This window comes from Demequina sp. NBRC 110055, from assembly GCF_002090135.1.
In the GTDB taxonomy this organism is placed as follows: domain Bacteria; phylum Actinomycetota; class Actinomycetes; order Actinomycetales; family Demequinaceae; genus Demequina.
Map to the genome: position 1 here is coordinate 306,122 of NZ_BBRL01000004.1, position 21,091 is coordinate 327,212.

Here is a 21,091-nt window from a genome sequence, read left to right on the forward strand (position 1 = left end):
TAGATTGATCCGGTGATCGACACCGTTTCTCGTACTGATCGGCTCGTGCTCCACCGTCCGTCACAGGCGGATGTCGACGACGTCTATGCGTTGTTGTCCGACCCCCGCATGTGGGGTCACTACCCGAGCCTGGTGCACACCGAGCGCGCACAGTCGGAGGCCCTGGTTGCCGCGTCGGACGACAGTTGGGACGCGTACGGACTGGGCACCTGGATCGCGCGCGATGAGGACGGGACGCTCCATGGCATCGGCGGCTGCGCCGTGCGCCACGGGACGTTCTGGAACGTGTCGTATCGCCTCGCGCCGGCCTCCCAGGGGCGCGGCCTCGCGACGGAACTGGCGCGGGCGGGCATCGCCGCGGCGCGGCGGGTGGATCCGGCGCTTCCCATCGTGTCGACCATGCTCGCGCACAACGTCGGCTCGAGCGCCGTCGCGCGCCGTGCAGGGTTGGTTGAGGTCCACCGCGGACCCGACGAGGGCAATCCGACGCCGGGCGTCACCCGTCTGGTCTTCGCCGACCGCGAGCTATCTGCTGCCACGCTCGGCGCCGCGATGACGTGGTGAGGGGCGAGGCCCCTCGCTGAGGCGTCAGGGCCGAGGAGGCTCGTAGACGCTCGTGTCGGCGATACCGACGGCGTCGCGGCGGTCGGTCGCGGTGAGATGCACGGTCTCATCCGGCACGGTTGTCACGTCGCTGGCGTCGCGTCGTGCGTCGATCCGCGGCACCAGGACGTTGATGAGGATTGCGGCGCCGATCAGGACCGCGGCAAGGGGGAACAGTACGTTGCCAAGGATCGAGGCGAGCGAGCCGACAACCGAGTACCAGCCGGGCAGGTAATAGGTATCGAACCCCCCGTTCCAGAGCCACGGAACGTACGTCGCGAAGAATTGGAGTGCCACGGCACCCACCACGCTCGCCCCGGCCCACCACAGGCACTTCTTCGCTGCCGGCTGCATGGTCATTCCCCCCTGGTTGCCGCAGTGATCGTCCACTGCGATTCACCACGGTGCCAGAACGCACAACGGGTGTCCACTGGGGCGCGCAACCTCCCGGGGAAAAGGCAAAGGGACCGGCCCTTGCGGACCGGTCCCTTCATGCTGGTCGGGGTGACAGGATTTGAACCTGCGACCTCGTCGTCCCGAACGACGCGCGCTACCAAGCTGCGCCACACCCCGTGAAAACAGCCGTGTCAGGATACCCGATGAAGGGCCTGGAAACCTAACCGGCTCCCCGCGCTAGCGAGGCAGCAGCGTGAGCATGGTCGCCTCGGGTCGGCACGCGAGCCTCACGGGCGTATAGGGGTTGGTTCCCAGCCCCGCCGAGACGTGCAACCACGCGCTCTCAGAGCCGCCCTGTTCGTCGGGCCGCGGCCCAGGCCAGCCGTGCAGGCCGGACGCACGCGCGGTGTCGAGATCGCAGTTCGTCACGAGAGCGCCCCGGAACGGAACGTTGACCTGGCCGCCGTGGGTGTGGCCGGCGAGGATCACCTCGGCGCCGTCCTCCCGCAGTTGACCAAGCGCCCGCAAGTAGGGTGCATGCACCACACCGATACGGAGGGCCGCCTCGGCGCCGGCGGCCGGCTCCGGCAGGCGGTCGCGGCCGATGTGAGGGTCGTCGAGACCCACGAAGTCGACGGTGGTTCCCGCGATCTCCAGCGAAGCGCGCACGTTGTTGAGGTCGGTCCAGCCGCCCTCGGTCAGTCCGGCGGTCAAGGCGGCGGTGTCGAGAGCCGTGGCGCCCGCGGAGGCCTGTGTGGGCTCGCGGAGGTACTTCAGCGGGTTGCGTGGCGTGGGCGCGAAGTAGTCGTTCGAGCCGTGGACGAAGACGCCGGGAAACGCCAGCAGAGGCTCCAGCGCCTCGAGCGCCGTCGGCACCGCGTCGACGTGGGCGAGGTTGTCACCGGTGTCGACTACCAGATCGGGCCGGAACGATGCGAGGTGGCGCACCCACGCGACCTTGCGACGCTGGGACGGTGTGAGGTGCAGGTCCGACAGGTGGAGGATCCGGATGGGCTTGGAACCCGGCGCGAGGACGGGCGCCGAGATCTGGCGCACCGTGAACGACTGCGCCTCGACCAGGCTCCACGCGAGCACGCCCACGCCAGCGGCAACAGCCGTACCAAGAACTCGCTTCATGACGTCAGCCCACGAGCACCGTAGCGATCAGCGCGTGGCTCAGCCATTCTCGTCTCCCCGCCCGTTGCCGTTGCCGTTGCCCTGGTTGTTGCCGGTGTCGCCGCCAGTGGGGGTCCCGTCTTCACCGAAGCCGGGGCACGGCTTGTTCTTGTCTTCGTTCCACCAGTCGGCGGGGTCCTCGCACTGCTTGGGCTCGTCCGTGACCCACCCGTTCGGGGGGTTGGTCTCGAACTCGGCCGGCGGCCACGTCGAGCCCCAGTACTCGTCCGGAGCCTGCTCCTGGTCCCAACCGGACGGCCAGTTGTACCACCAGTCGGGCAGCTGGTCGGTGGCGAGGGTGAGTCGGATGGTGGTGCCGGGAGTGATCATCGCTCCCGAACCCCAGTTCTGTGCGGCGACGTCACCCGGTGCGATGGTCGACGAGTACGTGGGCGCATCCTCGAAGCTCACACGGAAGCCGAGGTCGGCCAGGGTGTCGCGCGCGACCCACTGGTTCATGCCGATCACGTTGGGTACCCGGACCGGGACGCCGTACAGCACGTCGTCGTCGGGCTCGTCGAAGTCGAGCTGCTCCTCGCCCTCGAGCGCACGGCTCATGAATCGCGACCAGGTGGGTCCAGCAAGCGTGGAGCCGTACACGACGTCGTACCACTCGCCGTTGATCGTCACGTTCTGCTGCGGGGTGTCCTCATCGGGGTTGCCAAGCCAGAACACCGACACTAGTTGGGGCGTGAAGCCCGCGAACCAGGTGTGGTTGTTCGAGTTCGACGTTCCGGTCTTGCCCGCGGCGGGGCGGCCATCGTCAAGCGCCGAGCGCTGCCCCGAGCTTGTCTCGAGGACGCCCTCCATGGCGTAGGTGACGCCGTCGGCGACCTCCTTGGAGATGGCCTGGCGACAGTCGGACTGGGGCACCGCGATGTCGTTGCCGTCCGCGTCGGTGATCGACAGGATCGCTCGCGGCTCGCAGTGCACGCCGCCGTTGGCGAAGGTCTGGTAGACCTCGGCCATCGTGAGCGGCGAGCCGTTCTGGGTGCCAAGGATCGATGACGGGAAGAGCTTGAAGTCCGAGCCATCGGCGTTCTGGTAGCCCATGGCCGCGCCGATGTCGCGGATGCCGCACAGGTCGAGCTGGCTGGCCATATCCGCGTACGCGGTGTTGATGGAGCGGGCGGTCGCCTCGAGGACGGTCATGTAGCCCTGGCTGTCTTCGCCGACGTTGCCAGGCTCCCAGAAGTCTCCCGCTGCGGTCAGCACGGGGCCCTCACACGTGGAGGTCCAGGTGTCGCTGGTCCACTTCTGCTGACGGCCCGAGACGTACTCGCGCAGGGAGTGGCCCTCCTGGAGCCAATCGGCCAGCACGATGGTCTTGAAGGTGGAGCCCACGGAGAAGCCCTGAGAGCCACCCCATTCGCGGTCGACGGTGTAGTTCACGGACGTCGAGTTCTCGGCCTCCGCCGACGGGTCGAAGGTGCGGTTCTGCGCCATCGACAGGATCTCGCCGGTGGAAGGGTCGAGGGCGACCATCGCCATCGCGTAACCCTGCGGATCGCCGGCGGGGAGCGTGTCGTACAGCTCCTCGGTGGCGATCTCCTGCTTGTCGACGTCGAGCGTCGTGACGATGTCGAGGCCACCGCGCAGCAGCAGGTCACGGCCGTTGCGCCCGTCGGAGTTGAAGGCCTCATCCTTCGCGATCACCTTGGTGACGTAGTCGCAGAAGAAGGGGGCGATGTCGGACGCGGCGCACGAACGCAGCGGCCGCGACACGTTCAGCGTGTCCTCCACCGGGGTCGCCTCGTACTCGTCAAATTCCGCCTTGGTGATCATGCCCTGGCGGTACATGGTGCCGAGCACCGTGTCGCGACGGCGCTCCGCGGCTTCGTAGTTGGTCTCGCCGTCCTCGAACGTGCGGGTCGGGTCCCAGCGCGACGGGTTCTGCGTAATACCCGCAATGGTCGCGGCCTCGATGGCGGTGAGCTCCGCCGCAGACTTCGAGAAGTAGTACTCCGCAGCGGTTTCGACGCCGTAGATGCTCGGTCCGAACTGGGCGATGTTGAGGTACTGCTGCAGCACCTCTTCCTTGCCGCAGTCCACCGCGGGGTCATCGGCGGAACAGGTGTCGCCGAGCGTCGCGTTGAGATTGTCCTCGAGGGCGAGCGCCAGGCGCCACTCCCGAATCTTGCGCGCCATCGAGACCTCCGTCGAGTCCTCGATCGCCTCGTCGTCGCCGGCGTTCTCGGCTGCCTGCAGCAGCGTGTTCTTGACCAACTGCTGCGTGAGCGTCGACGCACCCGGATTGGCGTCCGAGGTGAGGTTCGTGTAGGCGGCGGACATCAGGCCCTCGCCATCGACGCCATTGTGTTCCCAGAAGCGACGGTCCTCGACGGCAACGATCGCCTTCTGCATCCACGGGCTGATCTCTTCGAGCGGCACGACGACGCGGTTCTGGTCGTAGAACGTGGCGAGCAGGGTCTTGCCATCACGCGCGTAGATGTTCGACTGCTGCGACAGCTGGACGTCCTCGAGTTCCGCCGGCAGGTCCTCGAAGAGTTCCGAGGTGCCGGAGGCGGCCGACGCTGCCACGCTCGCGGCGGGTAGCGCGATGCCCGCCAGGAGGAAGCCGCCGATGACGGAGAATGCGACGAACGCCACGAGGGCGCCGACGAGCTGAAGCGCGGTCACGCGCCCACCAGGGCGCGCAGAACCAAGGGACCTTGAAGCCATACACCAACCTTACGTTGCTCACTCAACGCGCCACGAACCCTGAGAGTTTCCGGTGAAGCCCGTTACGCTCGTGTCATGACCAAGTGGGAATACTCAACCGTGCCGCTCATCGACCACGTCACCAAGCAGATCCTCGACCAGTGGGGCGAGGACGGCTGGGAACTCGTGCAGGTCGTGACCGGTCCCACCGGCGGCCTCGTCGCCTACATGAAGCGCCCCACGTCGTGAGCGCCTCCCACCGTCTCGCCGAGCTGGGCCTCAGCCTGCCCGAGGTCGCGGCACCCGTCGGCACGTACGTCCCCGCCTTGCGCCACGGCGACCTCATCTACACCTCGGGCCAGCTCCCCTTTGTCGACGGCGCCCTGCTCGCCGAGGGCGTGGTGGGCCAGCGCGACGGCGACGTCACCCCCGAACGCGCCAATGAATGCGGCCGCATCGCCGTCCTCAACGCGATCGCCGCGGCCGCCGCGGCCGCCGGCGGAATCGACGCGATCACCCGCATCGTCAAGCTCACCGGTTTTGTCGCATCGGCCCCCGGATTCACGGCACAACCGGCCGTCATCAACGGCGCGTCGGGGATCCTGGCCGACGTGTTCGGCGAGGCGGGCCGTCATGCACGGTCGGCCGTCGGCGTGGCGGCGTTGCCGCTGGGCGCTCCCGTCGAGATCGAACTCATCGTCTCGGTCGCATAGCGACACCGGCGTAGGCCGACAGCGCAGCTCGCGGGCGGCCTGCGCTGTCGGAGTATTAGCGCGAGCGGGCGCGCAAGCGTTCCGGCTCGTAGACGTCGACGGCACCGATGTGCACGTCGATCCAGCCGCGAGAGGCAAACTCCGCGAGAGCCTTGTTGACGGTCTCTCGCGAGGCTCCGACGAGCTGCGCCAACTCCTCCTGAGTGAGGCCGTGACGCACGGTGACGTGACCGCGCTCCATCCGACCGAATCGGTGACCGAGGTCCAAGATCGCCTTCGCCACACGTCCGGGGACGTCGGAGAACACGAGATCCGCCATCGAGTTCGAGAGGCGGCGGATGCGCTGAGCGAGGGCACGCAGCAGGTGGCGGGACATCTCGAGGTGCCCGTCGAGCCACCCGTCCAGGACGTCCTTGGGCAGTTCATAGACGACCGAGTCCTCGACCGCGTGCGCGCGTGAGACCCGCGGGCCTGGGTCGAAGACCGACAACTCACCCATCATGTCGCCCACGCCGAGCAGGCCGAGCAGGTTCTCCCGGCCATCACGGGCGGTGCGGGCCAGCTTGATCTTGCCCTTGACGATGATGAACATCGCCTGACCCTCGTCGCCTTCGTTGAAGACGACCTCGCCGCGCCTCAGTTCGATGCGGGTCATCTGGTCGATGAGGGACCGGGCGCTGTCCGCGTCCATCCCACCAAACAGAGGCGACGACCGCAGTAGCTGCACCTCTCGGGGCGACTCTGGCATCGCCACCTCCTTATCGCAGTCCGCGGTGCGCCTGTCCCAACGCCCTCACCATCTGTTGTGTCACCGACTCAAGGTTGTCGGCCACACGCGTCTCGTAAGACTCTAGTCGGGCATCGAGCGCCGCAAGTGCCTCCACGCTGGAAGGGGCGGGTTTTGCCGGCTCCGGCCACACCGCATCGGCCAATTCTGAGACGGTGGGAGCGTCGGCGGCGAGCGCCTCCCATTCGTCCGAGACGCCCAGGCGTTCCAACTCGTCCGCATCAGCCAACTGAGCAATGGCGAGGTCTTGACGCGCGCGGACCAGTCGCCGCCACCACCGCACGCGGGCCAGCTCGCGACGCATCTCGCGACGCCGGTGGCGCAGGTCCGCGATCACGGCCGCCGCGTCGGTCGTGGGCATCGCTCCCCCCTCGCTCATCGGACGCCGGGGCGGGCCGCACACCGGTCACCTGCTTTATCGGCCCAGCCGTGGCGCCCCTTGAGCATCGCCTAGGGTGGCGTCATGGCCTCGCGCACTCCCCTCACCGTCGCGGACGCCGCCATGCACACGCCTCCGGTGGCCTTGACACGGCGCGCGCGTGCCGTGAACCGGGTCCTCGCCGACGTTTATCCGGACGCGCACTGCGAACTCGACTACCAGTCGCCGTTCCAATTGCTCGTCGCCACCGTGCTCAGCGCACAGTGCACGGACGTGCGCGTGAACCAGGTCACGCCGGCTCTGTTCGCGGCCTTCCCCGATCCCGCCGCCATGGCCGCCGCAGACCGTGACACCCTCGAGGCGCTCATCAAGCCCACAGGTTTCTACCGCGCGAAGGCGGAGTCGCTCGTGGGGCTGAGCCACGACATCGTCGAACGCTACGACGGCGAGGTGCCGGGCCGGCTCAGGGACCTCGTGACTTTGCGCGGCGTGGGCCGCAAGACCGCGAACGTCGTGCTGGGCAACGCGTTCGGGGTGCCCGGCATCACGGTCGACACCCACATGGGTCGCCTCGCGCGCCGCTTGGGCCTGACCGTCAACGATGACCCGGTGGCGGTCGAGAAGGAACTCATGGCGCTCATCGAGCGCAAGGAGTGGACCCTGTTCTCGCACCGGGTGATCTTCCACGGCAGGCGCCGCTGCAAGGCGCGCAAGCCCGAGTGCGGCGCGTGCGAAATCGCCGCGCTGTGCGCGAGCGCCCCCGGGGCGAAGACCCGGCCCGCGAGCGCCTAGTCCTTGGCGTCGCCCTCGATCTCCGAGGGGTGCGGCAGTTCGTCGGGGTGGACGTGCTCGGCACGTGCACCGTGGGCCTTCGCCACCTCACGGTTGATCTCGGTGGAGGTGGAGCGCTGCTCGTAGATGCGCGCGTAATGGCGATCGCGCCACTGCAGCAGCAACGTGCCGACGATCGCGGCGGTGATGGACGCGAGCAGGACGGCCATCTTGACCTCCTCCACGCGCTCGCCGCTGAATGACAACTCGCCGATGAGCAGCGACACGGTGAACCCGATACCGGCGAGGAATCCGACGCCGATGACGTCCCACCACGACAGTCCTCGATCGAGTCCGGACTTCGAGATCGAGGCGACGATAAACGTCGCGATCACGATACCGAGCGGCTTGCCCAGCACAAGACCGACGAAGACACCCTGCGCGACGGGGTCGCCCGCGGCCGTCGCGAGCGACTCGGCGGAGATGGTGATGCCCGCGGCAAAGAGCGCGAAGATCGGCACCGCGATGCTTGCGGAGATCGGCCGCCACAGGTGCTCCCAGTGCTCGGCCAACGAGTGCTTCTCCCCCTTGGCCGCGAGCGCGGGGACCACCATGCCGAGCGCGACGCCAGCGATGGTGGCGTGCACACCCGAGGCGTGCATGAATGCCCACGCCGCCACGCCGAGCGGAATCAGCAGCCACCAGTGCGTGATGCGCTTGCGCGCGAGGAAGCCGAAGACCGCGATGCACAGCGCGGACGCGAGGAGCCACTGGAAATGGACTTCTTCGGTGAAGAACACGGCGATGATGATGATCGCGAGCAGGTCATCGACGACCGCGAGCGTGAGCAGGAACGCCCGCAGCGCGTTGGGCAGCCACTTGCCCACCACGGCGAGCACGGCGATGGCGAAGGCGATGTCCGTGGCCGTCGGCACGGCCCAACCCGCGGACGAGCCGCCGTCCTGGATGACGTTGGTCAGCACGTAAAGGCCCGCGGGGACCGCCATGCCGCCCACCGCCGCGACGATCGGCACGATCGCGGTCGCAGGCCGGCGCAGCTCGCCGGCGACGATTTCGCGCTTGAGTTCGAGACCGACCACAAAGAAGAAGATGGCAAGCAGCCCATCCTTGGCCCAGTCCCCCACGGACAGGTGCAGGTGCAGCGACTCGGGCCCGAACTCGAAGTCCCTGAGCGTCTCGTAGGCGCCGGACCAACCGGAATTCGCCCACACCAGGGCGACGACGGTGCCGATCAGTAGCAGCAGCCCGCCGGCGCGCTCCGTGCGCAGGATGTCCGCAAGGTTGCGCTCCGTGGACGGCGTCAGGCGAGAAAAAAGCCGGGCCGCGGGGTCTTTGGCCATCGAGTGAGTCCGTTCAGGTCTGGGTCACGGGGATGGGGCCAGCCTACCGACGCGTGCGGGCGCCGGGGGTCGGCCACAAGAACGACATCGATCACTCTTGGCGGCCGATGCCGTGGCGGGGTTACGCCCCGGCCGCCTCGGCCGCGGCCTGCTTGGGCGACGGCGGGTCGAAGCGGTAGCCGACGTTGCGCACGGTGCCGATGAGGTGCTCATGCTCGGCGCCCAGCTTGGCGCGCAGGCGTCGCACGTGAACATCGACCGTGCGGGTGCCGCCGTAGTAGTCGAAGCCCCACACCTCTTGGAGAAGCTGATCACGGGTGTAGACGCGCCCCGGGTGCTGCATCAAGTACTTGAGGAGCTCGAACTCCTTGTACGTCAGGTCGAGCGGCACGCCCTTGAGGCGGGCGGTGTAGCCGCCCACGTCCACAGTGAGGTCGCCGGACGAGAACTCGGCGGCCTTCTCGAGCGGGTCCTGCTGGTTGGCGCGACCCACGAGCAGGCGGATGCGCGCCTCGACCTCGGCGGGTACCGCATCGGCCAACACCACATCGTCGGCGCCCCAGTCGGCGTTGACGATCGACAGGCCGCCCTCGCGCAACACCAGCAGCAGCGGCACGGCGACGCCGGTGACCTGCACCAACTTGCAGTTGTTGCGCGCCTCGGCAAGATCGTGGCGGCCATCGATGATGATGACGTCGGCATCGAAGGCGTCGAGCATCGCCTGCGGGTCCGGGGGAAGGGCGCGCGTCCGGTGCGCGAGCAGGCCCAACGCAGGCAGGACTTCCGTCGCCCCCTCAGGAGACGGGGTCAAGACGAGCAGGTCTGCCACACGCCACCTCCGTTCGGCCATCACTCTAGCGGCGCATTCTCTGAGACACTAACCCCCATGAATCCCACGACACGTGTGTCGATCACGGCCGTGAGCGCCGCCATCGTCGCCGCAACGGGATTTCTGGGACCACGCTGGCTGGGACTGGGCGTCGCCGCCTGCATCGTGTTGTTCGCGTCGGGCTGGCCGGAACTCACGCGCGTGCCGCACCGGCGGGTGAGTGCCGGCGTGATCGGCATTGGTGGGATCCTCGCCCTCGCCACGGTGGTCCTGGGGGAGAACGAGCCGTATCTGCGCTACATGGTGATCGCGATCGCGATCATCGTCGTCGCCTCGCTCGCCACCGAGATTTTTGTGCCCAGCCCCGCCGGACGCGCCGCGGGAGCCGTCGCCTCCACCGCGGCGGGCGGCACGATTGCCGCGACCGGTGCGGCCTGGCTCGCGGCCGGGCGCACCGTCGGCGCCGAAGAACTTGTCGTCGCCTCGGCCGCTGCCGTCGCCCTCGCGGCAGTCGGCTCCGTGCTCACCCACCACAGCACCGTGAACGCCACTCTCGCGTTCGTGCTCGGCATCGGCGCCGGAACGGGGCTGGGGTATTTGTTCGACTCGATGCCCTGGTACGCGGGGACGGTCGTGGGAGGTGTGGCGGCTGCGTCCGTGGTCCTGATGAACGAGCTCGCGAGGCGTGAGCCTCCCGCGACATCGCTGTGGGCGGGAATAGCGTCCGGTATCACGCCTGTTCTTGCCGTCGGCGCCCTGGTGTACCTGGGCGGCAAGCTACTCGTCGGCTAGGACCGACTCGGCAGACTCAAGGACCCCCGTGCTCGTCAAGATCCTCCTCATCGTCGCGCTACTGGCGCTCACCTCGCTGGTCTATTGGTGGTGGCAGAGCCGCCAGGGCGCGGTGCGTGAGGTGGAGCGGGCCGGCGCCCTCACCAGCGAGCAGATCGGCGCGCAGCGTGGTTACTACGCGACCTTCGTCCAGTTCTCGACGCCCATGTGCTCCAAGTGCCCCGGCACCGCGCGGCTCCTGCAGCAGGTCGCCGGTGAGCAGGACCACGTCGCCCACGTCGAGGTGGACGCCTCCGTGCGGCTCGACCTCGCGCGCGACCTCAGCATCATGCGCACCCCCACCACGCTGGTCCTCGACGGCGACGGCACCATCGTCGCGCGCATGGACGGCGCGCCGACCGCGGAGCAGGCCCGCGCCGCCCTCGCCACGGTGCGCTCCGAGGGCACCGAGTACACGATCTAGACTCCTGCCAGGAGGAACACCATGACTGCTACCGCCCCCACCGAGGACGTTCAGATCGACCCGCGCGGCTACCGCTTTGGCGCCGCGGTCACCCTCGCGTTTGCGCTCCTTGCAGTGCTGCTGGGCTCCGACGCCGGGCTCATTCCCATGGCGCTCCTCGTCCTGATGTTCCTGCCCGGCGCGATCGTGGGACCGCAGGCCACCGTCCAGTCGTGGCTGTTCAAGCGGCTCATCCGCCCTCGCCTCGCTCCGCCCACCGAGACCGAGTCGTTCCGCCCGCCGCGCTTCGCTCAGCAGATGGGCCTCGCGATGTCCGCGCTGGCGCTGCTCTTCGGTCTCGTCAACGTCGCCGCGGGCTTCTACGTCTTCGGCGTGCTGGTCCTCATCGCGTCGTTCCTCAACGCGGTCTTCGGCTTCTGCCTGGGCTGCGAGATCTACCTCGCGGTCAAGAAGGCGACCACCCGCGCGGCCTGAGCATCGCCTCAAGGCGCCCCGCTGGCCAACCTCGCCACGGCATCGGCCGTAGTAGCATCGACGCCATGACTGCACTGGAAGCCGTCTTCACGGTCCTCGCCGTGCTGGCCTTCGGCGGAGCCGCGTGGACGTGCGGCATCGTGGGCTGGCGCCTGCTGAAGAGCCCGCAGCGTTGAGTTTCGTCATCCCCGACGACCTCGCGCCCGAGGCGTACCCCCTTGCCTGGCTCGTGGGTCGCTGGACGGGCCATGGCGAGATCGAGTATCCCGGTATCCCGAAGGCCGAAATCGTCCAGGACATCGTCTTCGACCACGACGGCGGGCCCTACCTCACGTATACGTGCACCACGCGCCTGCGCGGCACCGACGATGAGCCCGGCGTGGTCTGGGCCGTCGAGTCCGGCTTCTGGCGTGTGGCGCCGTCCGCGCCCGAGGGCGTCACCCTCCAGGACTTTCAGCACCCGCTCGAGATCGTCATGTCGGATGCCTCCGGCCTGCTCACCTGCTACATGGGCGCCGTCGGCAACGGCCGCATCGACATGGCCACCCGCTTCGCGGCGGCTACCGAGACGGGCCCCGAGGTCCGCGGCGCCACGCGCATGTATGGACTCGTCGAGGGCGAGCTCATGTGGGCGTGGGACCTTGCCGCGTTCGGCCAGGACCTGCAGTCGTACATGAGCGCCCGTCTCACGCGCGCTCAGTAGGAATCCTTGATGGACGCCGTGCGTTCCGCCACCATGACCTCTCCCCTCCTCAACCGTCACGGAGCCGTGCCTGACACGGCGGCCGACTCGGCCGTCGCCTGGCACTACGGCGATCCCACCGCCGAGCAGCGGGCCCTCGCTGCGGGCCGCGCCGTCGTGGATCAGTCGCACCTGGGCATCGTCACCGTCACCGGTCCCGACCGCCTCACGTGGCTCGACTCACTGTGCACGCAGGCCGTCGGGCGGCTGGCGCCGGGCGAGTCGAGCGAGTTGATGATCCTGTCCCCCCAGGGGCGCATCGAGCACGTGGCCGGTGCCGTGGACGACGGCGAGACCACCTGGCTCATCACCGAGACGGCCCCCGAACTGGCGACCTTCCTTGACCGCATGCGCTTCATGCTGCGCGTCGAGGTGGCCGATGCCACGGCCGAGTGGGCGGCGCTCGGCGAAGCCGTCCGCGCCCCCGCCACCGAGGGCGAGCCCGTCACGTGGGTCGACCCGTGGCCCGGCATCGCCGACGGCGGCACCACCTACGCGGCCGACCCCTCCTCGCACCCTGGTACCGAGCGCGCCTGGCGCCTGGTCCTGGTGCCGCGCGGCACCCTCGAGGCCGAGGTCGATGCCAGGCTCGAGTCAGGGTGGACGCTTGCGGGCACGTGGGCGAGCGAGGCCGAGCGCATCGCGGCCTACCGCCCCCGCGCGGCCTACGAGGTCGACGCGACGACCCTGCCGCACGAACTGGACTGGCTGCGCACCGCCGTGCACCTGCATAAGGGCTGCTACCGCGGCCAGGAGACGGTCGCGAAGGTCCACAATGTGGGCCGCCCGCCGCGCCGCCTCACCATGCTTCACCTCGACGGCTCGGCGCACACCCTTCCCGACCGGGGCGCGGCCGTCATGCTGGGCGACGGCGACGCCGCCAAGGAGGTGGGCCGGGTCACCTCGGTGGCACGCCACCACGAGTACGGCCCGGTGGCGCTGGCGGTGCTGAAGCGCTCCGTTGCGCCGTCGGCCACGCTGACGGTGGCGTCCGACGGCGGGGTGCTCGCGGCCAGCCAGGAACTCATTGTCAACGCCGACGGGTTCTCCGCGGACCGCCCGGAGAAGCCCGGCCCCACCATGAAGGGCCTGCTGATGGGCAAGGGTTGCGCCGCCGACGGCGGTGACATGCCCGCCTGACCGACGTGCCGTGTCGGCGCTTCGCCGGGGCCACAGGCGCGCACGGCGCTACCGTGAACGCATGGAACTGACGGTGACGGAGCTGCGCAAGTCCCTCACGAAGGCGCTCGAGGCAGCGAAGGACGGCGAGGATGTGGTCATTACCGAGCGCGGGGTGCCCGTCGCACGCCTGGGTGGAGTCGAGTCCTCCTCCCTGCTGGCCAAGCTTGAGGCCGACGGCGTCCTCACCCCGGCCGCCGAGTCCCGCGCCGTGCCGCGCCTACCCCAGGCCGAAGCGGCGAAGGACGCCCTGTCGAGCCTGCTCGGCCGTCTGAGGAGGTAGCGCGTGTCCGTCGTCTATTTCGACACGTCCGCGCTGGTGAAGCTGTGCGTGCTGGAGACCGGCACGCCCCTCGCGGTCGCGCTGTGGCGGGAGGCCGATGCCGTCGTCACCTCTCGTATCGCCGACGCCGAGGTGAGGTCGGTGCTGGCGGCCGCCGAGCGCATCGGCCGTATCGACGCGGCCCCCGCCGCGCAGGCCCGCGAGCGCTGGGACGAGTTGTGGCCGTCGCTGGCGAAGATCGAGGTGAGCCCGGCGCTGATGGATCATGCCGCGACGCTGGCCGACCGGCGCCCGCTGCGCGCAGGTGACGCGACCCACCTCGCGAGTGCCCTCACGCTCGCGACCGCCGACCCGGTGATGGCCGCATGGGACCGGCGCTTGGTCGCCGCCGCCCGCGCCGAGGGCCTCACGGTCCTTCCCCCTACACTGGCCTGAGCCCCGTTCCCGCGACTTCCCGGAGGACCCGTGCTCGGCTCCCTGCAGAACCTCATCCTGATGGTGCTCTCGGTCGCCGTCTTCGTCGGCTCCGTATGGGGACTCATCGACGCGCTGCGCTACCCCGACTCGTCGTACCAGGCGGCCGGCAAGCAGTCGCGGATGCTCTGGGGCATCCTGCTCGGTGCCGCGACTGTGGTGTCATTTCTGTCGCTCGGCGGCGGCGGGGTGCTGGGCCTGCTCGGCATCGCGGCCATCGTGATCGTGCTGCTGTACTTCGTCGACGTGAAGCCCAAACTGCAGCAGTACGGCGGCCGCGGACCGCGCCGGCCCCGCCAGCAGTCCGGCGGCTGGTGAGTCGCCGATCGTGAAGGCCGTGCTGCAGCGCGCCACGCGCGCGTCGGTGACCGTCGACGGCGCCGTCGTGTCGTCATTCGATCGCCAGGGCATCGTGGCGCTCGTGGGTGTCACCCACGGCGACGGTGATGCCGAGGTCGAGACGATCGCGCGCAAGATCGCGGAGCTGCGGATCTTGGACGATGAGAAGTCCGTCGCCGACGTCGACGCGCCCGTCATCGTGGTGTCCCAGTTCACGCTGTACGCGGACGTCCGCAAGGGGCGCCGCCCCTCGTGGAACGGGGCCGCGCCGGGGCACGTCGCGGAGCCGCTGGTCGATGCCGTCGTCGCGGCGTTGCGAACCCGGGGACTCACGGTGGGCACGGGTGTGTTTGGCGCCATGATGGATGTGTCGCTCGTGAACGATGGTCCCATGACGATCCTCGTGGAGGCGTGAGCCTTAGCGGCTCCTCTCCAGCAGGTCGCCGACGTCGCAGCGCAGCACATCGCAGATTGCCGTGAGCGTCGAGAAGCGAATGGCCTTCGCACGGTCGTTCTTCAGCACACTGAGGTTCACGACGGACACCCCCACCGCATCGCTGAGCGCGGTGAGGGTCATCCCGCGCGCCTCGAGCAACTCGTCGAGGCGACAGTGAATGCCCGAGTCGCCCTCGAGGGGCTCCGCGGGGCTCACACCAGCCCCTCGGTGTCGCGCTGCAGCCCTTCTCCCACCTGGAGTGCCGCTCCGATCGCGGCAATGACGAGGACCGCGAGCGCAGGAGCGAGGCTCACCTCGAAGGTGACTGACTCGTACGTGTAGTCGCTCAGGGCCGAGAGCGCCCCGTTCGTCGTCATGTTGGTCAGAATCGAGTCACCCAGCCAGCCGACCGTCACGATTCCAGCCGCGATGAAGGCGAGCCGTGCGGCCCCGCCTGTGAAGGCTCGACCGCGGGCGAGGCGCAGGAAGAACAGCGCGGCGACGACAAGGCCTGCGACGACCACGACGGCAATCCACACCGGCTGGGCGTAGAGGGCAAACAGCGTCGCGGGTGCGGGATCGGCGACCGTCACGGTCGCGACGTCAACGGCTGCGGACACCGGGGCGCCGTCTGGACCCAAGGGCAGCGCAGCCTCGTCCCCCGCGAGCGGCACCAGGACGGGGACGTCGCGTCCGTCGCCTACCTCGAGCAGCCGGGTCACCGCAGCGACGATCGCGATCACCGCCCCGATCGCCACCATCACCACCGACATGTACATACCGATCCGGTCGGACCGGTCCAACTGACGCGTACTGTCCACCACGCACCTCCATATCGTTTTTCGTTGTTATCGAAAAACGATATGACATGCCGCCGCAATCCACAACTCGTGGTGACGCGGACGCGGTGGGGGCCACGGCATCGGCCGCCCGTTCATGCCCCTAGCGAACACGGCAATACGGACCGCCTCCCGCTCGTTAGCCTGGGTGCAATGCCACAGGTGACTGCGGCGACCCCGGCACCACGCCGGACGAAGTAGAGGAGGAAATCATGTTCGAACGGTTCACCGATCGGGCCCGTCGAGTGGTCGTGCTCGCGCAGGAAGAGGCGCGCATGCTCAACCACAACTACATCGGGACGGAGCACATCCTCCTCGGACTTGTCCGCGAGGGCGAGGGCGTCGCCGCCAAGGCCCTGGAGGCCATGGACATCTCGCTCAACGGCGTGCGCGAGCAGGTCCAGGAGATCATCGGCGAGGGCTCGCACGCCCCCTCCGGTCACATCCCCTTCACCCCGCGCGCCAAGAAGGTTCTCGAGTTGTCGCTGCGCGAGGCGCTGCAGTTGGGCCACAACTACATCGGCACCGAGCACATCCTGCTGGGCCTCATCCGCGAGGGTGAGGGCGTGGCGGCGCAGGTGCTCGGCAAGCTGGGCGCCGACCTCGGTGGGGTGCGCCAGCAGGTCATCCAGTTGCTGAGCGGCTACGAGGGCAAGGAGCCCGCGACCGCCGGTGCCGGCGGCCCCCAGGAGGGCACGCCGTCCGGCTCGACCGTGCTCGACCAGTTTGGCCGCAACTACACGCAGGCCGCGCGCGAAGGAAAGCTCGACCCCGTCGTGGGACGCGAGATGATCCAGGAGCGCGTGATGCAGGTGCTGAGCCGCCGCACCAAGAACAACCCGGTGCTGATCGGCGAGCCCGGCGTCGGCAAGACGGCCGTCGTCGAGGGCCTCGCCCAGGCGATCGTGCGCGGCGACGTGCCCGAGACGCTCAAGGACAAGCACCTCTACACGCTTGACCTGGGCTCGCTCGTGGCCGGTTCGCGTTACCGCGGTGACTTCGAGGAGCGCCTGAAGAAGGTCCTCAAGGAGATCCGCACCCGCGGCGACATCATCCTGTTCATCGACGAGATCCACACCCTGGTGGGTGCGGGTGCCGCCGAGGGCGCGATCGACGCGGCCTCGATCCTCAAGCCCATGCTGGCGCGAGGCGAGTTGCAGACCATTGGCGCCACCACGCTCGACGAGTACCGCAAGCACGTCGAGAAGGACCCCGCGCTCGAGCGCCGCTTCCAGCCCATCCAGGTGCCGGAGCCGGAGCTCGCCCACGCGATCGAGATCCTCAAGGGTCTGCGCGACCGCTACGAGGCGTTCCACCGCGTCACCATCACGGACGACGCGATCGTGGCCGCCGCGCAGATGGCCGACCGCTACATCTCCGACCGCTTCCTGCCGGACAAGGCGATCGACCTCATCGACGAGGCGGGCGCGCGCCTGCGCATCCGCCGCATGACCTCGCCGCCCGAGCTCAAGGAGCTCGACGACCGCATCGCGGACGTGCGCCGCGACAAGGAGTCGGCGATCGACGAGCAGGACTTCGAGAAGGCCGCGAACCTGCGCGACGTCGAGCGTCGCCTGTCCGAGGAGCGCTCCGAGAAGGAGCAGGCCTGGAAGTCGGGCGACCTCGACGTGGCCGCGGTCGTGGACGAGGACCTGATCGCCGAGGTGCTGGCGATGTCGACCGGTGTGCCGGTGACCCGTGTGTCCTCCGACGAGTCGTCGCGACTGCTGTCGATGGAGTCCGAGCTGCACAAGCGCGTCATCGGCCAGGAGCAGGCCATCAAGGTCCTGTCCCAGTCGATCCGCCGCACCCGTGCGGGCCTCAAGGACCCCAAGCGTCCCGGTGGCTCGTTCATCTTTGCCGGCCCCACCGGTGTCGGTAAGACCGAGCTGGCCAAGGCGCTCGCCGAGTTCCTCTTCGGCGACGAGGACGCGCTCATTTCGCTCGACATGTCCGAGTACGGCGAGAAGCACACCGTGGCTCGACTGTTCGGTGCCCCTCCCGGCTACGTCGGCTTCGAGGAGGGCGGCCAGCTCACCGAGAAGGTGCGTCGCAAGCCGTTCTCCGTGGTGCTGTTCGACGAGGTCGAGAAGGCCCACCCCGACATCTTCAACTCGCTGCTCCAGATTCTGGAGGACGGCAAGCTGACCGATGCTCAGGGCCGTGAGGTGAACTTCAAGAACACCATCATCATCATGACCACCAACCTGGGTGCCGACACGATCTCGCGTCGTCAGGCGACCGGCTTCTCGGTGCAGTCCGAGACCGGCCACACCTACGACGAGATGGTCAAGCTGGTGAACGGCAAGCTGAAGGAGCACTTCAAGCCGGAGTTCCTCAACCGCGTCGACAACGTGGTGGTCTTCCCGCAGCTCACGCAGGACGAGATCATCCAGATCGTGGACCTCATGGTCGCCCGCCTGGACGAGCGCATGCGCGACAAGGACATGTCCATCGAGCTCTCCGACGCGGCCAAGAAGTTGCTCGCCGAGAAGGGGTACGACCCCGTGCTCGGTGCGCGTCCCCTGCGCCGCGCTCTGCAGCGCGAGATCGAGGACCCGCTGAGCGAGAAGATCCTGTTCGGCGAGGTCACCTCGGGCCAGATCGTGAAGGTCGACGCTCAGGGCGAGGGCATCCTCGGCGAATTCACCTTCGAGGGCGTGGACCGCGACGAGCTACTCGGCGAGGAGGTCGCTCCGGCCGAGCGCCCCTCGGACTCCGGTGTCGACGCCGTGCGCGTGGGCGGTGGATCCGACTCCGACGCCGCGGAAGGTGCGGACGTGCCGCGCTCGACCGGCACGGAGAGTCAGGGCGGCGACGCCCAGGCCGCCAACTAGCCACTCGCTTCTCACCGAAGGCCCGGTTCCCGTTCGCGGGGGCCGGGCCTTCGGCGTACCCGGCGTTGGTGGCGGGCGCCTCAAGGAATCTCCGTGAGTCAACTGCCGAGCGAGAACTCCCCGATGCGCCCCACGAACACGATCAGCGCAATGACCGCGAGGAGGGCCGGAACGGTCGTGTTCGCGAGCGGGTCGCCGCGCCGGATGTGAACGAATGCCGCTCCGGCGCCGATCACCATGAGGCCGGCCGCGGCGATGGGCACCACCCAGGGGATGAAGTCGATGATGGGGAAGACGACCACCGCGAGCGAGCCGACGATCTCGGCGGCTCCGATCAGCCGGATCTGCTGGTCGGTGAAGTCGTTCGCCCATTCCTGACCCAGCTCGACCGTTCGCTTCTTGCCGCGCACGGCGTGGACGAATCCGGAGGGCATAAAGACCGCCGCAAGGGCGATGACGGCCACCCACAGTGCTGCATCCACGGCATACCTCCAGCGTCACAACGGCGGCCCGCTCAGGCCGATGGCTCCACCATAGAGCAGGCCCATTGCCCCTCAACAGGGCTCGTCCTCACACGCCGTAGGCTGGCCACATGACACACGACCCGTACGTGGCCAACGCCGCCCGCTACGAGACCATGCCGTACCGCCGCTCGGGCCGCTCGGGGCTGCGCCTTCCTGGCGTCAGCCTAGGCCTATGGCACAACTTTGGCGGCGCCAACAACGACGACACGATGCGCGACATCGTCCGCACCGCGTTTGACCTGGGCGTCACCCACTACGACCTCGCGAACAACTACGGACCGCCCCCGGGTTCCGCCGAAGAAAACTTCGGACGCATCTTCGCGCAGGACCTCAAGCCGTACCGCGACGAGATCCTCGTGTCGACCAAGGCGGGCTACTACATGTGGCCGGGGCCCTACGGCGAGTGGGGATCGCGCAAGTCGCTCCTCAGTTCGCTCGACCAGTCGTTGACCCGCATGGGACTCGACTACGTCGACATCTTCTATCACCACCGCCCCGACCCGGACACGCCCATCGAGGAGTCGATGATGGCGCTCGACCAGGCGGTGCGCTCCGGCAAGGCGCTTTATGCCGGCATCTCGAACTACAACCCCGCGGACACCCGTGAGGCCGCTCGCATCCTGCGTGAGCTGGGCACGCCTCTCCTCATTCATCAGTTCCCGTACTCGATGTACCAGCGCGGCCCCGAGGAGGGTCTCATCGAGACGCTCGAGGACGAGGGCGTGGGTTCCATCGTCTTCTCCCCCCTCGCGCAGGGCATGCTGACGGACCGCTATCTCCATGGCGTGCCCGAGGGCTCGCGTGCCACGCATTCGCAGTTCCTCAGCGAGAATCAGATCACCGACACCTACCTCGAGCGGACCCGCGCGCTGAACGAGATCGCACAGGAGCGCGGCCAGAGCCTGGCTCAGCTCGCCGTGCAGTGGGTTCTGCGCGGCGACCACGTCACGTCGGCATTGGTCGGTGCCTCGAGCGCTCAGCAGCTGCGCACCACCGTCGCTTCCCTCGGCTTCCCTGCGCTCACGGACGACGAGATCGCGGCCATCGAGCCGCTCGCGATCGACGGGACGCACCGACAAGGCTGAGGACGGCCGATGCCGTGGCTGGGCTGGTAGTTCAGCCGCGGTGCCGCTACAGCGAGTACAGGCCGCGCCCCTCATCGGCCACCGTCACGAGGCCATCGGACACGAGCGAAGCGAGACAGGCGTCGAGCTGCCCGGGCTCGATGTCCTCGAGTGACGCCTGACCGGAAATGTTCAGTGGTGCATCGGCCGCGCGCAACAGCGCCATGATGCGACCGCGCACCTGCCGGTCCGTTCCATGCCACGGCTGCGTGCGCCGCGGCGCCGCATCGAGCCCGGGCGAGCCGGCGGCGAGCCACGCACAGTCGGACGCAATCACGCACTCGGCACACCGCGGGGCGCGTGCGGTGCACACCAGTGCGCCCAACTCCATCGCACCCGCGTTCCACGCGACGGATGCGGCGGCATCGTCGGGCACCAGCGAGGCGGCGTGTTCGCGCTCGCCGCGGGTGAGGTGCGCCGGAGGCAGCGGTTGCGCTCTCCACGCACGGCCGATGACCCGCCGCACGTTGGTATCGAGCACCACGTCACGCTCACCGAACGCGAACGCCCGGATGGCGGCGGCCGTGTAGGCCCCGATGCCGGGCAGGGCGAGCAGCTCCTCCTCGTCCCGCGGCACCGCGCCGTCGTGGTGCGCCGCCAGCGTCACCGCGCACTCCCACAACCGTTTGGCTCGCCGGGGGTAGCCGAGCCGTCCCCAGGCACGAACGGCATCGGCCTGCGTGGCTGCCGCGAGGTCTCCGGGCGTGGGCCAACGGCGCATCCACTCGCGCCACACGGGCTCCACACGGACCACCGGGGTCTGCTGCAGCATGACCTCCGACACCAGCACGCCCCATGGCGAACAGTCGTCGTGACGCCACGGCAGATCGCGCGCCTCAGTCGCGAACCAATCGAGGACACTCGCGACGCGTACGTCGAGGACGGGGGCGGGCGGCATGCCCTCCATCA

General features: G+C 68.7%; 26 protein-coding genes and 1 tRNA gene. 15 read left to right on the forward strand and 12 right to left on the reverse strand.

All coding sequences use genetic code 11. From position 1 onward, the window contains the following. The first annotated feature begins 12 nt into the window (after positions 1-12). Positions 13-564: a GNAT family N-acetyltransferase gene (locus tag B7K24_RS01495; protein WP_084128193.1), complete on the forward strand. Its 552-nt coding sequence runs from the start codon at positions 13-15 to the stop codon at positions 562-564. Between the two features lie 24 nt (positions 565-588). On the opposite strand, the gene B7K24_RS01500 is transcribed toward B7K24_RS01495, so the two are convergent. The 4 genes from B7K24_RS01500 to B7K24_RS01515 form a co-directional block, all read right to left on the reverse strand. Continuing rightward, positions 589-963 carry a hypothetical protein gene (locus tag B7K24_RS01500; protein WP_084128195.1) on the reverse strand — a complete coding sequence of 125 codons (375 nt, stop codon included), beginning with the start codon at positions 961-963 and terminating at the stop codon, positions 589-591. 136 nt (positions 964-1,099) lie between these two features. Beyond that, positions 1,100-1,176 (reverse strand) — tRNA-Pro (locus tag B7K24_RS01505). 60 nt (positions 1,177-1,236) lie between these two features. Further along, positions 1,237-2,136, reverse strand: coding sequence for a metallophosphoesterase (locus B7K24_RS01510; RefSeq protein WP_084128197.1), 900 nt, complete (start codon positions 2,134-2,136; stop codon positions 1,237-1,239). Between the two features lie 39 nt (positions 2,137-2,175). Next, positions 2,176-4,815 carry a penicillin-binding protein gene (locus tag B7K24_RS01515; protein WP_159449100.1) on the reverse strand — a complete coding sequence of 880 codons (2,640 nt, stop codon included), beginning with the start codon at positions 4,813-4,815 and terminating at the stop codon, positions 2,176-2,178. Positions 4,816-4,932: 117 nt separating this feature from the next. On the opposite strand from B7K24_RS01515, the gene B7K24_RS13180 reads away from it, so the two are divergent. Next, entirely contained in the window at positions 4,933-5,085 is a 153-nt protein-coding gene (locus B7K24_RS13180; RefSeq protein ID WP_144268055.1) for a DUF4177 domain-containing protein, read from the forward strand. Continuing rightward, entirely contained in the window at positions 5,082-5,549 is a 468-nt protein-coding gene (locus B7K24_RS01520; RefSeq protein WP_200808260.1) for a RidA family protein, read from the forward strand. Before B7K24_RS13180 ends, B7K24_RS01520 begins: the two co-directional genes overlap by 4 nt. A gap of 55 nt (positions 5,550-5,604) precedes the next feature. On the opposite strand, the gene B7K24_RS01525 is transcribed toward B7K24_RS01520, so the two are convergent. Continuing rightward, the gene (locus B7K24_RS01525; protein WP_084128201.1) at positions 5,605-6,297 is read right to left on the reverse strand and encodes a Crp/Fnr family transcriptional regulator; all 693 of its coding nucleotides are present in this window, start codon (positions 6,295-6,297) and stop codon (positions 5,605-5,607) included. A 10-nt stretch (positions 6,298-6,307) separates the two neighbouring features. Further along, positions 6,308-6,697 carry a hypothetical protein gene (locus B7K24_RS01530; RefSeq protein ID WP_084128203.1) on the reverse strand — a complete coding sequence of 130 codons (390 nt, stop codon included), beginning with the start codon at positions 6,695-6,697 and terminating at the stop codon, positions 6,308-6,310. Positions 6,698-6,799: 102 nt separating this feature from the next. Here B7K24_RS01530 and nth point away from each other — a divergent pair, with 102 nt between their 5' ends. Beyond that, entirely contained in the window at positions 6,800-7,507 is a 708-nt protein-coding gene (nth, locus tag B7K24_RS01535; protein WP_307181576.1) for an endonuclease III, read from the forward strand. Here nth and nhaA read toward each other — a convergent pair. Together nhaA and B7K24_RS01545 are read right to left on the reverse strand one after the other, a co-directional pair. Continuing rightward, complete coding sequence (gene nhaA / locus B7K24_RS01540; RefSeq protein ID WP_084128205.1) at positions 7,504-8,847, reverse strand: Na+/H+ antiporter NhaA; 1,344 nt, start codon at positions 8,845-8,847, stop codon at positions 7,504-7,506. The two genes, nth and nhaA, sit on opposite strands and share 4 nt — an antisense overlap. Before the next feature lie 121 nt (positions 8,848-8,968). Beyond that, complete coding sequence (locus B7K24_RS01545; protein WP_084128207.1) at positions 8,969-9,676, reverse strand: winged helix family transcriptional regulator; 708 nt, start codon at positions 9,674-9,676, stop codon at positions 8,969-8,971. Between the two features lie 57 nt (positions 9,677-9,733). Here B7K24_RS01545 and B7K24_RS01550 point away from each other — a divergent pair, with 57 nt between their 5' ends. The 9 genes from B7K24_RS01550 to dtd all read left to right on the forward strand — a co-directional run bounded on the left by B7K24_RS01550 (position 9,734) and on the right by dtd (position 14,837). Continuing rightward, on the forward strand, positions 9,734-10,468 hold the full coding sequence (locus B7K24_RS01550) for a hypothetical protein (protein WP_144268056.1): 735 nt from the start codon (positions 9,734-9,736) through the stop codon (positions 10,466-10,468). A gap of 28 nt (positions 10,469-10,496) precedes the next feature. Beyond that, positions 10,497-10,931: a thioredoxin family protein gene (locus tag B7K24_RS13600; protein WP_234986505.1), complete on the forward strand. Its 435-nt coding sequence runs from the start codon at positions 10,497-10,499 to the stop codon at positions 10,929-10,931. Between the two features lie 21 nt (positions 10,932-10,952). Continuing rightward, positions 10,953-11,405, forward strand: coding sequence for a DUF4395 domain-containing protein (locus tag B7K24_RS01560; protein WP_084128211.1), 453 nt, complete (start codon positions 10,953-10,955; stop codon positions 11,403-11,405). A 172-nt stretch (positions 11,406-11,577) separates the two neighbouring features. Continuing rightward, positions 11,578-12,108 carry an FABP family protein gene (locus tag B7K24_RS01565; RefSeq protein WP_084128213.1) on the forward strand — a complete coding sequence of 177 codons (531 nt, stop codon included), beginning with the start codon at positions 11,578-11,580 and terminating at the stop codon, positions 12,106-12,108. Between the two features lie 9 nt (positions 12,109-12,117). Continuing rightward, positions 12,118-13,287, forward strand: coding sequence for a folate-binding protein YgfZ (locus B7K24_RS01570; protein ID WP_234986506.1), 1,170 nt, complete (start codon positions 12,118-12,120; stop codon positions 13,285-13,287). 61 nt (positions 13,288-13,348) lie between these two features. Further along, positions 13,349-13,609 carry a type II toxin-antitoxin system Phd/YefM family antitoxin gene (locus tag B7K24_RS01575; protein ID WP_084128215.1) on the forward strand — a complete coding sequence of 87 codons (261 nt, stop codon included), beginning with the start codon at positions 13,349-13,351 and terminating at the stop codon, positions 13,607-13,609. Between the two features lie 3 nt (positions 13,610-13,612). Then, entirely contained in the window at positions 13,613-14,044 is a 432-nt protein-coding gene (locus B7K24_RS01580) for a type II toxin-antitoxin system VapC family toxin (protein ID WP_084128217.1), read from the forward strand. A 30-nt stretch (positions 14,045-14,074) separates the two neighbouring features. Next, a complete protein-coding gene (locus B7K24_RS01585) occupies positions 14,075-14,401 on the forward strand; it encodes a DUF2516 family protein (protein ID WP_084128219.1) in 327 nt (108 codons plus the stop codon). Between the two features lie 10 nt (positions 14,402-14,411). Further along, complete coding sequence (dtd, locus tag B7K24_RS01590; protein WP_084128221.1) at positions 14,412-14,837, forward strand: D-aminoacyl-tRNA deacylase; 426 nt, start codon at positions 14,412-14,414, stop codon at positions 14,835-14,837. Between the two features lie 3 nt (positions 14,838-14,840). Here the strand turns inward: dtd and B7K24_RS01595 are convergent, their stop codons facing one another. After that, the gene (locus B7K24_RS01595; protein ID WP_084128223.1) at positions 14,841-15,074 is read right to left on the reverse strand and encodes a helix-turn-helix transcriptional regulator; all 234 of its coding nucleotides are present in this window, start codon (positions 15,072-15,074) and stop codon (positions 14,841-14,843) included. Next, entirely contained in the window at positions 15,071-15,679 is a 609-nt protein-coding gene (locus B7K24_RS01600) for a hypothetical protein (protein ID WP_084128225.1), read from the reverse strand. The genes B7K24_RS01595 and B7K24_RS01600 overlap by 4 nt, the downstream gene beginning before the upstream one ends. Before the next feature lie 230 nt (positions 15,680-15,909). Here B7K24_RS01600 and B7K24_RS01605 point away from each other — a divergent pair, with 230 nt between their 5' ends. Next, on the forward strand, positions 15,910-18,534 hold the full coding sequence (locus B7K24_RS01605; RefSeq protein ID WP_084128227.1) for an ATP-dependent Clp protease ATP-binding subunit: 2,625 nt from the start codon (positions 15,910-15,912) through the stop codon (positions 18,532-18,534). A gap of 98 nt (positions 18,535-18,632) precedes the next feature. On the opposite strand, the gene B7K24_RS01610 is transcribed toward B7K24_RS01605, so the two are convergent. Then, positions 18,633-19,016, reverse strand: coding sequence for a DoxX family protein (locus B7K24_RS01610; RefSeq protein ID WP_084128229.1), 384 nt, complete (start codon positions 19,014-19,016; stop codon positions 18,633-18,635). A 110-nt stretch (positions 19,017-19,126) separates the two neighbouring features. On the opposite strand from B7K24_RS01610, the gene B7K24_RS01615 reads away from it, so the two are divergent. Next, positions 19,127-20,143, forward strand: coding sequence for an aldo/keto reductase (locus B7K24_RS01615; protein ID WP_084128230.1), 1,017 nt, complete (start codon positions 19,127-19,129; stop codon positions 20,141-20,143). Between the two features lie 46 nt (positions 20,144-20,189). Here the strand turns inward: B7K24_RS01615 and B7K24_RS01620 are convergent, their stop codons facing one another. After that, on the reverse strand, positions 20,190-21,080 hold the full coding sequence (locus tag B7K24_RS01620) for an A/G-specific adenine glycosylase (RefSeq protein WP_084129199.1): 891 nt from the start codon (positions 21,078-21,080) through the stop codon (positions 20,190-20,192). Positions 21,081-21,091 lie beyond the last annotated feature (11 nt).

What these genes read in the sequence shown, in the direction of transcription:
- B7K24_RS01500 (WP_084128195.1), bottom strand. Translation starts at nt 963, where the DNA reads ATGACCATGCAGCCGGCAGCGAAGAAGTGCCTGTGGTGGGCCGGGGCG.
- B7K24_RS01510 (WP_084128197.1), bottom strand. Translation starts at nt 2,136, where the DNA reads ATGAAGCGAGTTCTTGGTACGGCTGTTGCCGCTGGCGTGGGCGTGCTC.
- B7K24_RS13180 (WP_144268055.1), top strand. Translation starts at nt 4,933, where the DNA reads ATGACCAAGTGGGAATACTCAACCGTGCCGCTCATCGACCACGTCACC.
- B7K24_RS01525 (WP_084128201.1), bottom strand. Translation starts at nt 6,297, where the DNA reads ATGCCAGAGTCGCCCCGAGAGGTGCAGCTACTGCGGTCGTCGCCTCTG.
- B7K24_RS01530 (WP_084128203.1), bottom strand. Translation starts at nt 6,697, where the DNA reads ATGCCCACGACCGACGCGGCGGCCGTGATCGCGGACCTGCGCCACCGG.
- nth (WP_307181576.1), top strand. Translation starts at nt 6,800, where the DNA reads ATGGCCTCGCGCACTCCCCTCACCGTCGCGGACGCCGCCATGCACACG.
- nhaA (WP_084128205.1), bottom strand. Translation starts at nt 8,847, where the DNA reads ATGGCCAAAGACCCCGCGGCCCGGCTTTTTTCTCGCCTGACGCCGTCC.
- B7K24_RS01550 (WP_144268056.1), top strand. Translation starts at nt 9,734, where the DNA reads ATGAATCCCACGACACGTGTGTCGATCACGGCCGTGAGCGCCGCCATC.
- B7K24_RS01560 (WP_084128211.1), top strand. Translation starts at nt 10,953, where the DNA reads ATGACTGCTACCGCCCCCACCGAGGACGTTCAGATCGACCCGCGCGGC.
- B7K24_RS01570 (WP_234986506.1), top strand. Translation starts at nt 12,118, where the DNA reads ATGGACGCCGTGCGTTCCGCCACCATGACCTCTCCCCTCCTCAACCGT.
- B7K24_RS01575 (WP_084128215.1), top strand. Translation starts at nt 13,349, where the DNA reads ATGGAACTGACGGTGACGGAGCTGCGCAAGTCCCTCACGAAGGCGCTC.
- B7K24_RS01605 (WP_084128227.1), top strand. Translation starts at nt 15,910, where the DNA reads ATGTTCGAACGGTTCACCGATCGGGCCCGTCGAGTGGTCGTGCTCGCG.
- B7K24_RS01615 (WP_084128230.1), top strand. Translation starts at nt 19,127, where the DNA reads ATGACACACGACCCGTACGTGGCCAACGCCGCCCGCTACGAGACCATG.
- B7K24_RS01620 (WP_084129199.1), bottom strand. Translation starts at nt 21,080, where the DNA reads ATGCCGCCCGCCCCCGTCCTCGACGTACGCGTCGCGAGTGTCCTCGAT.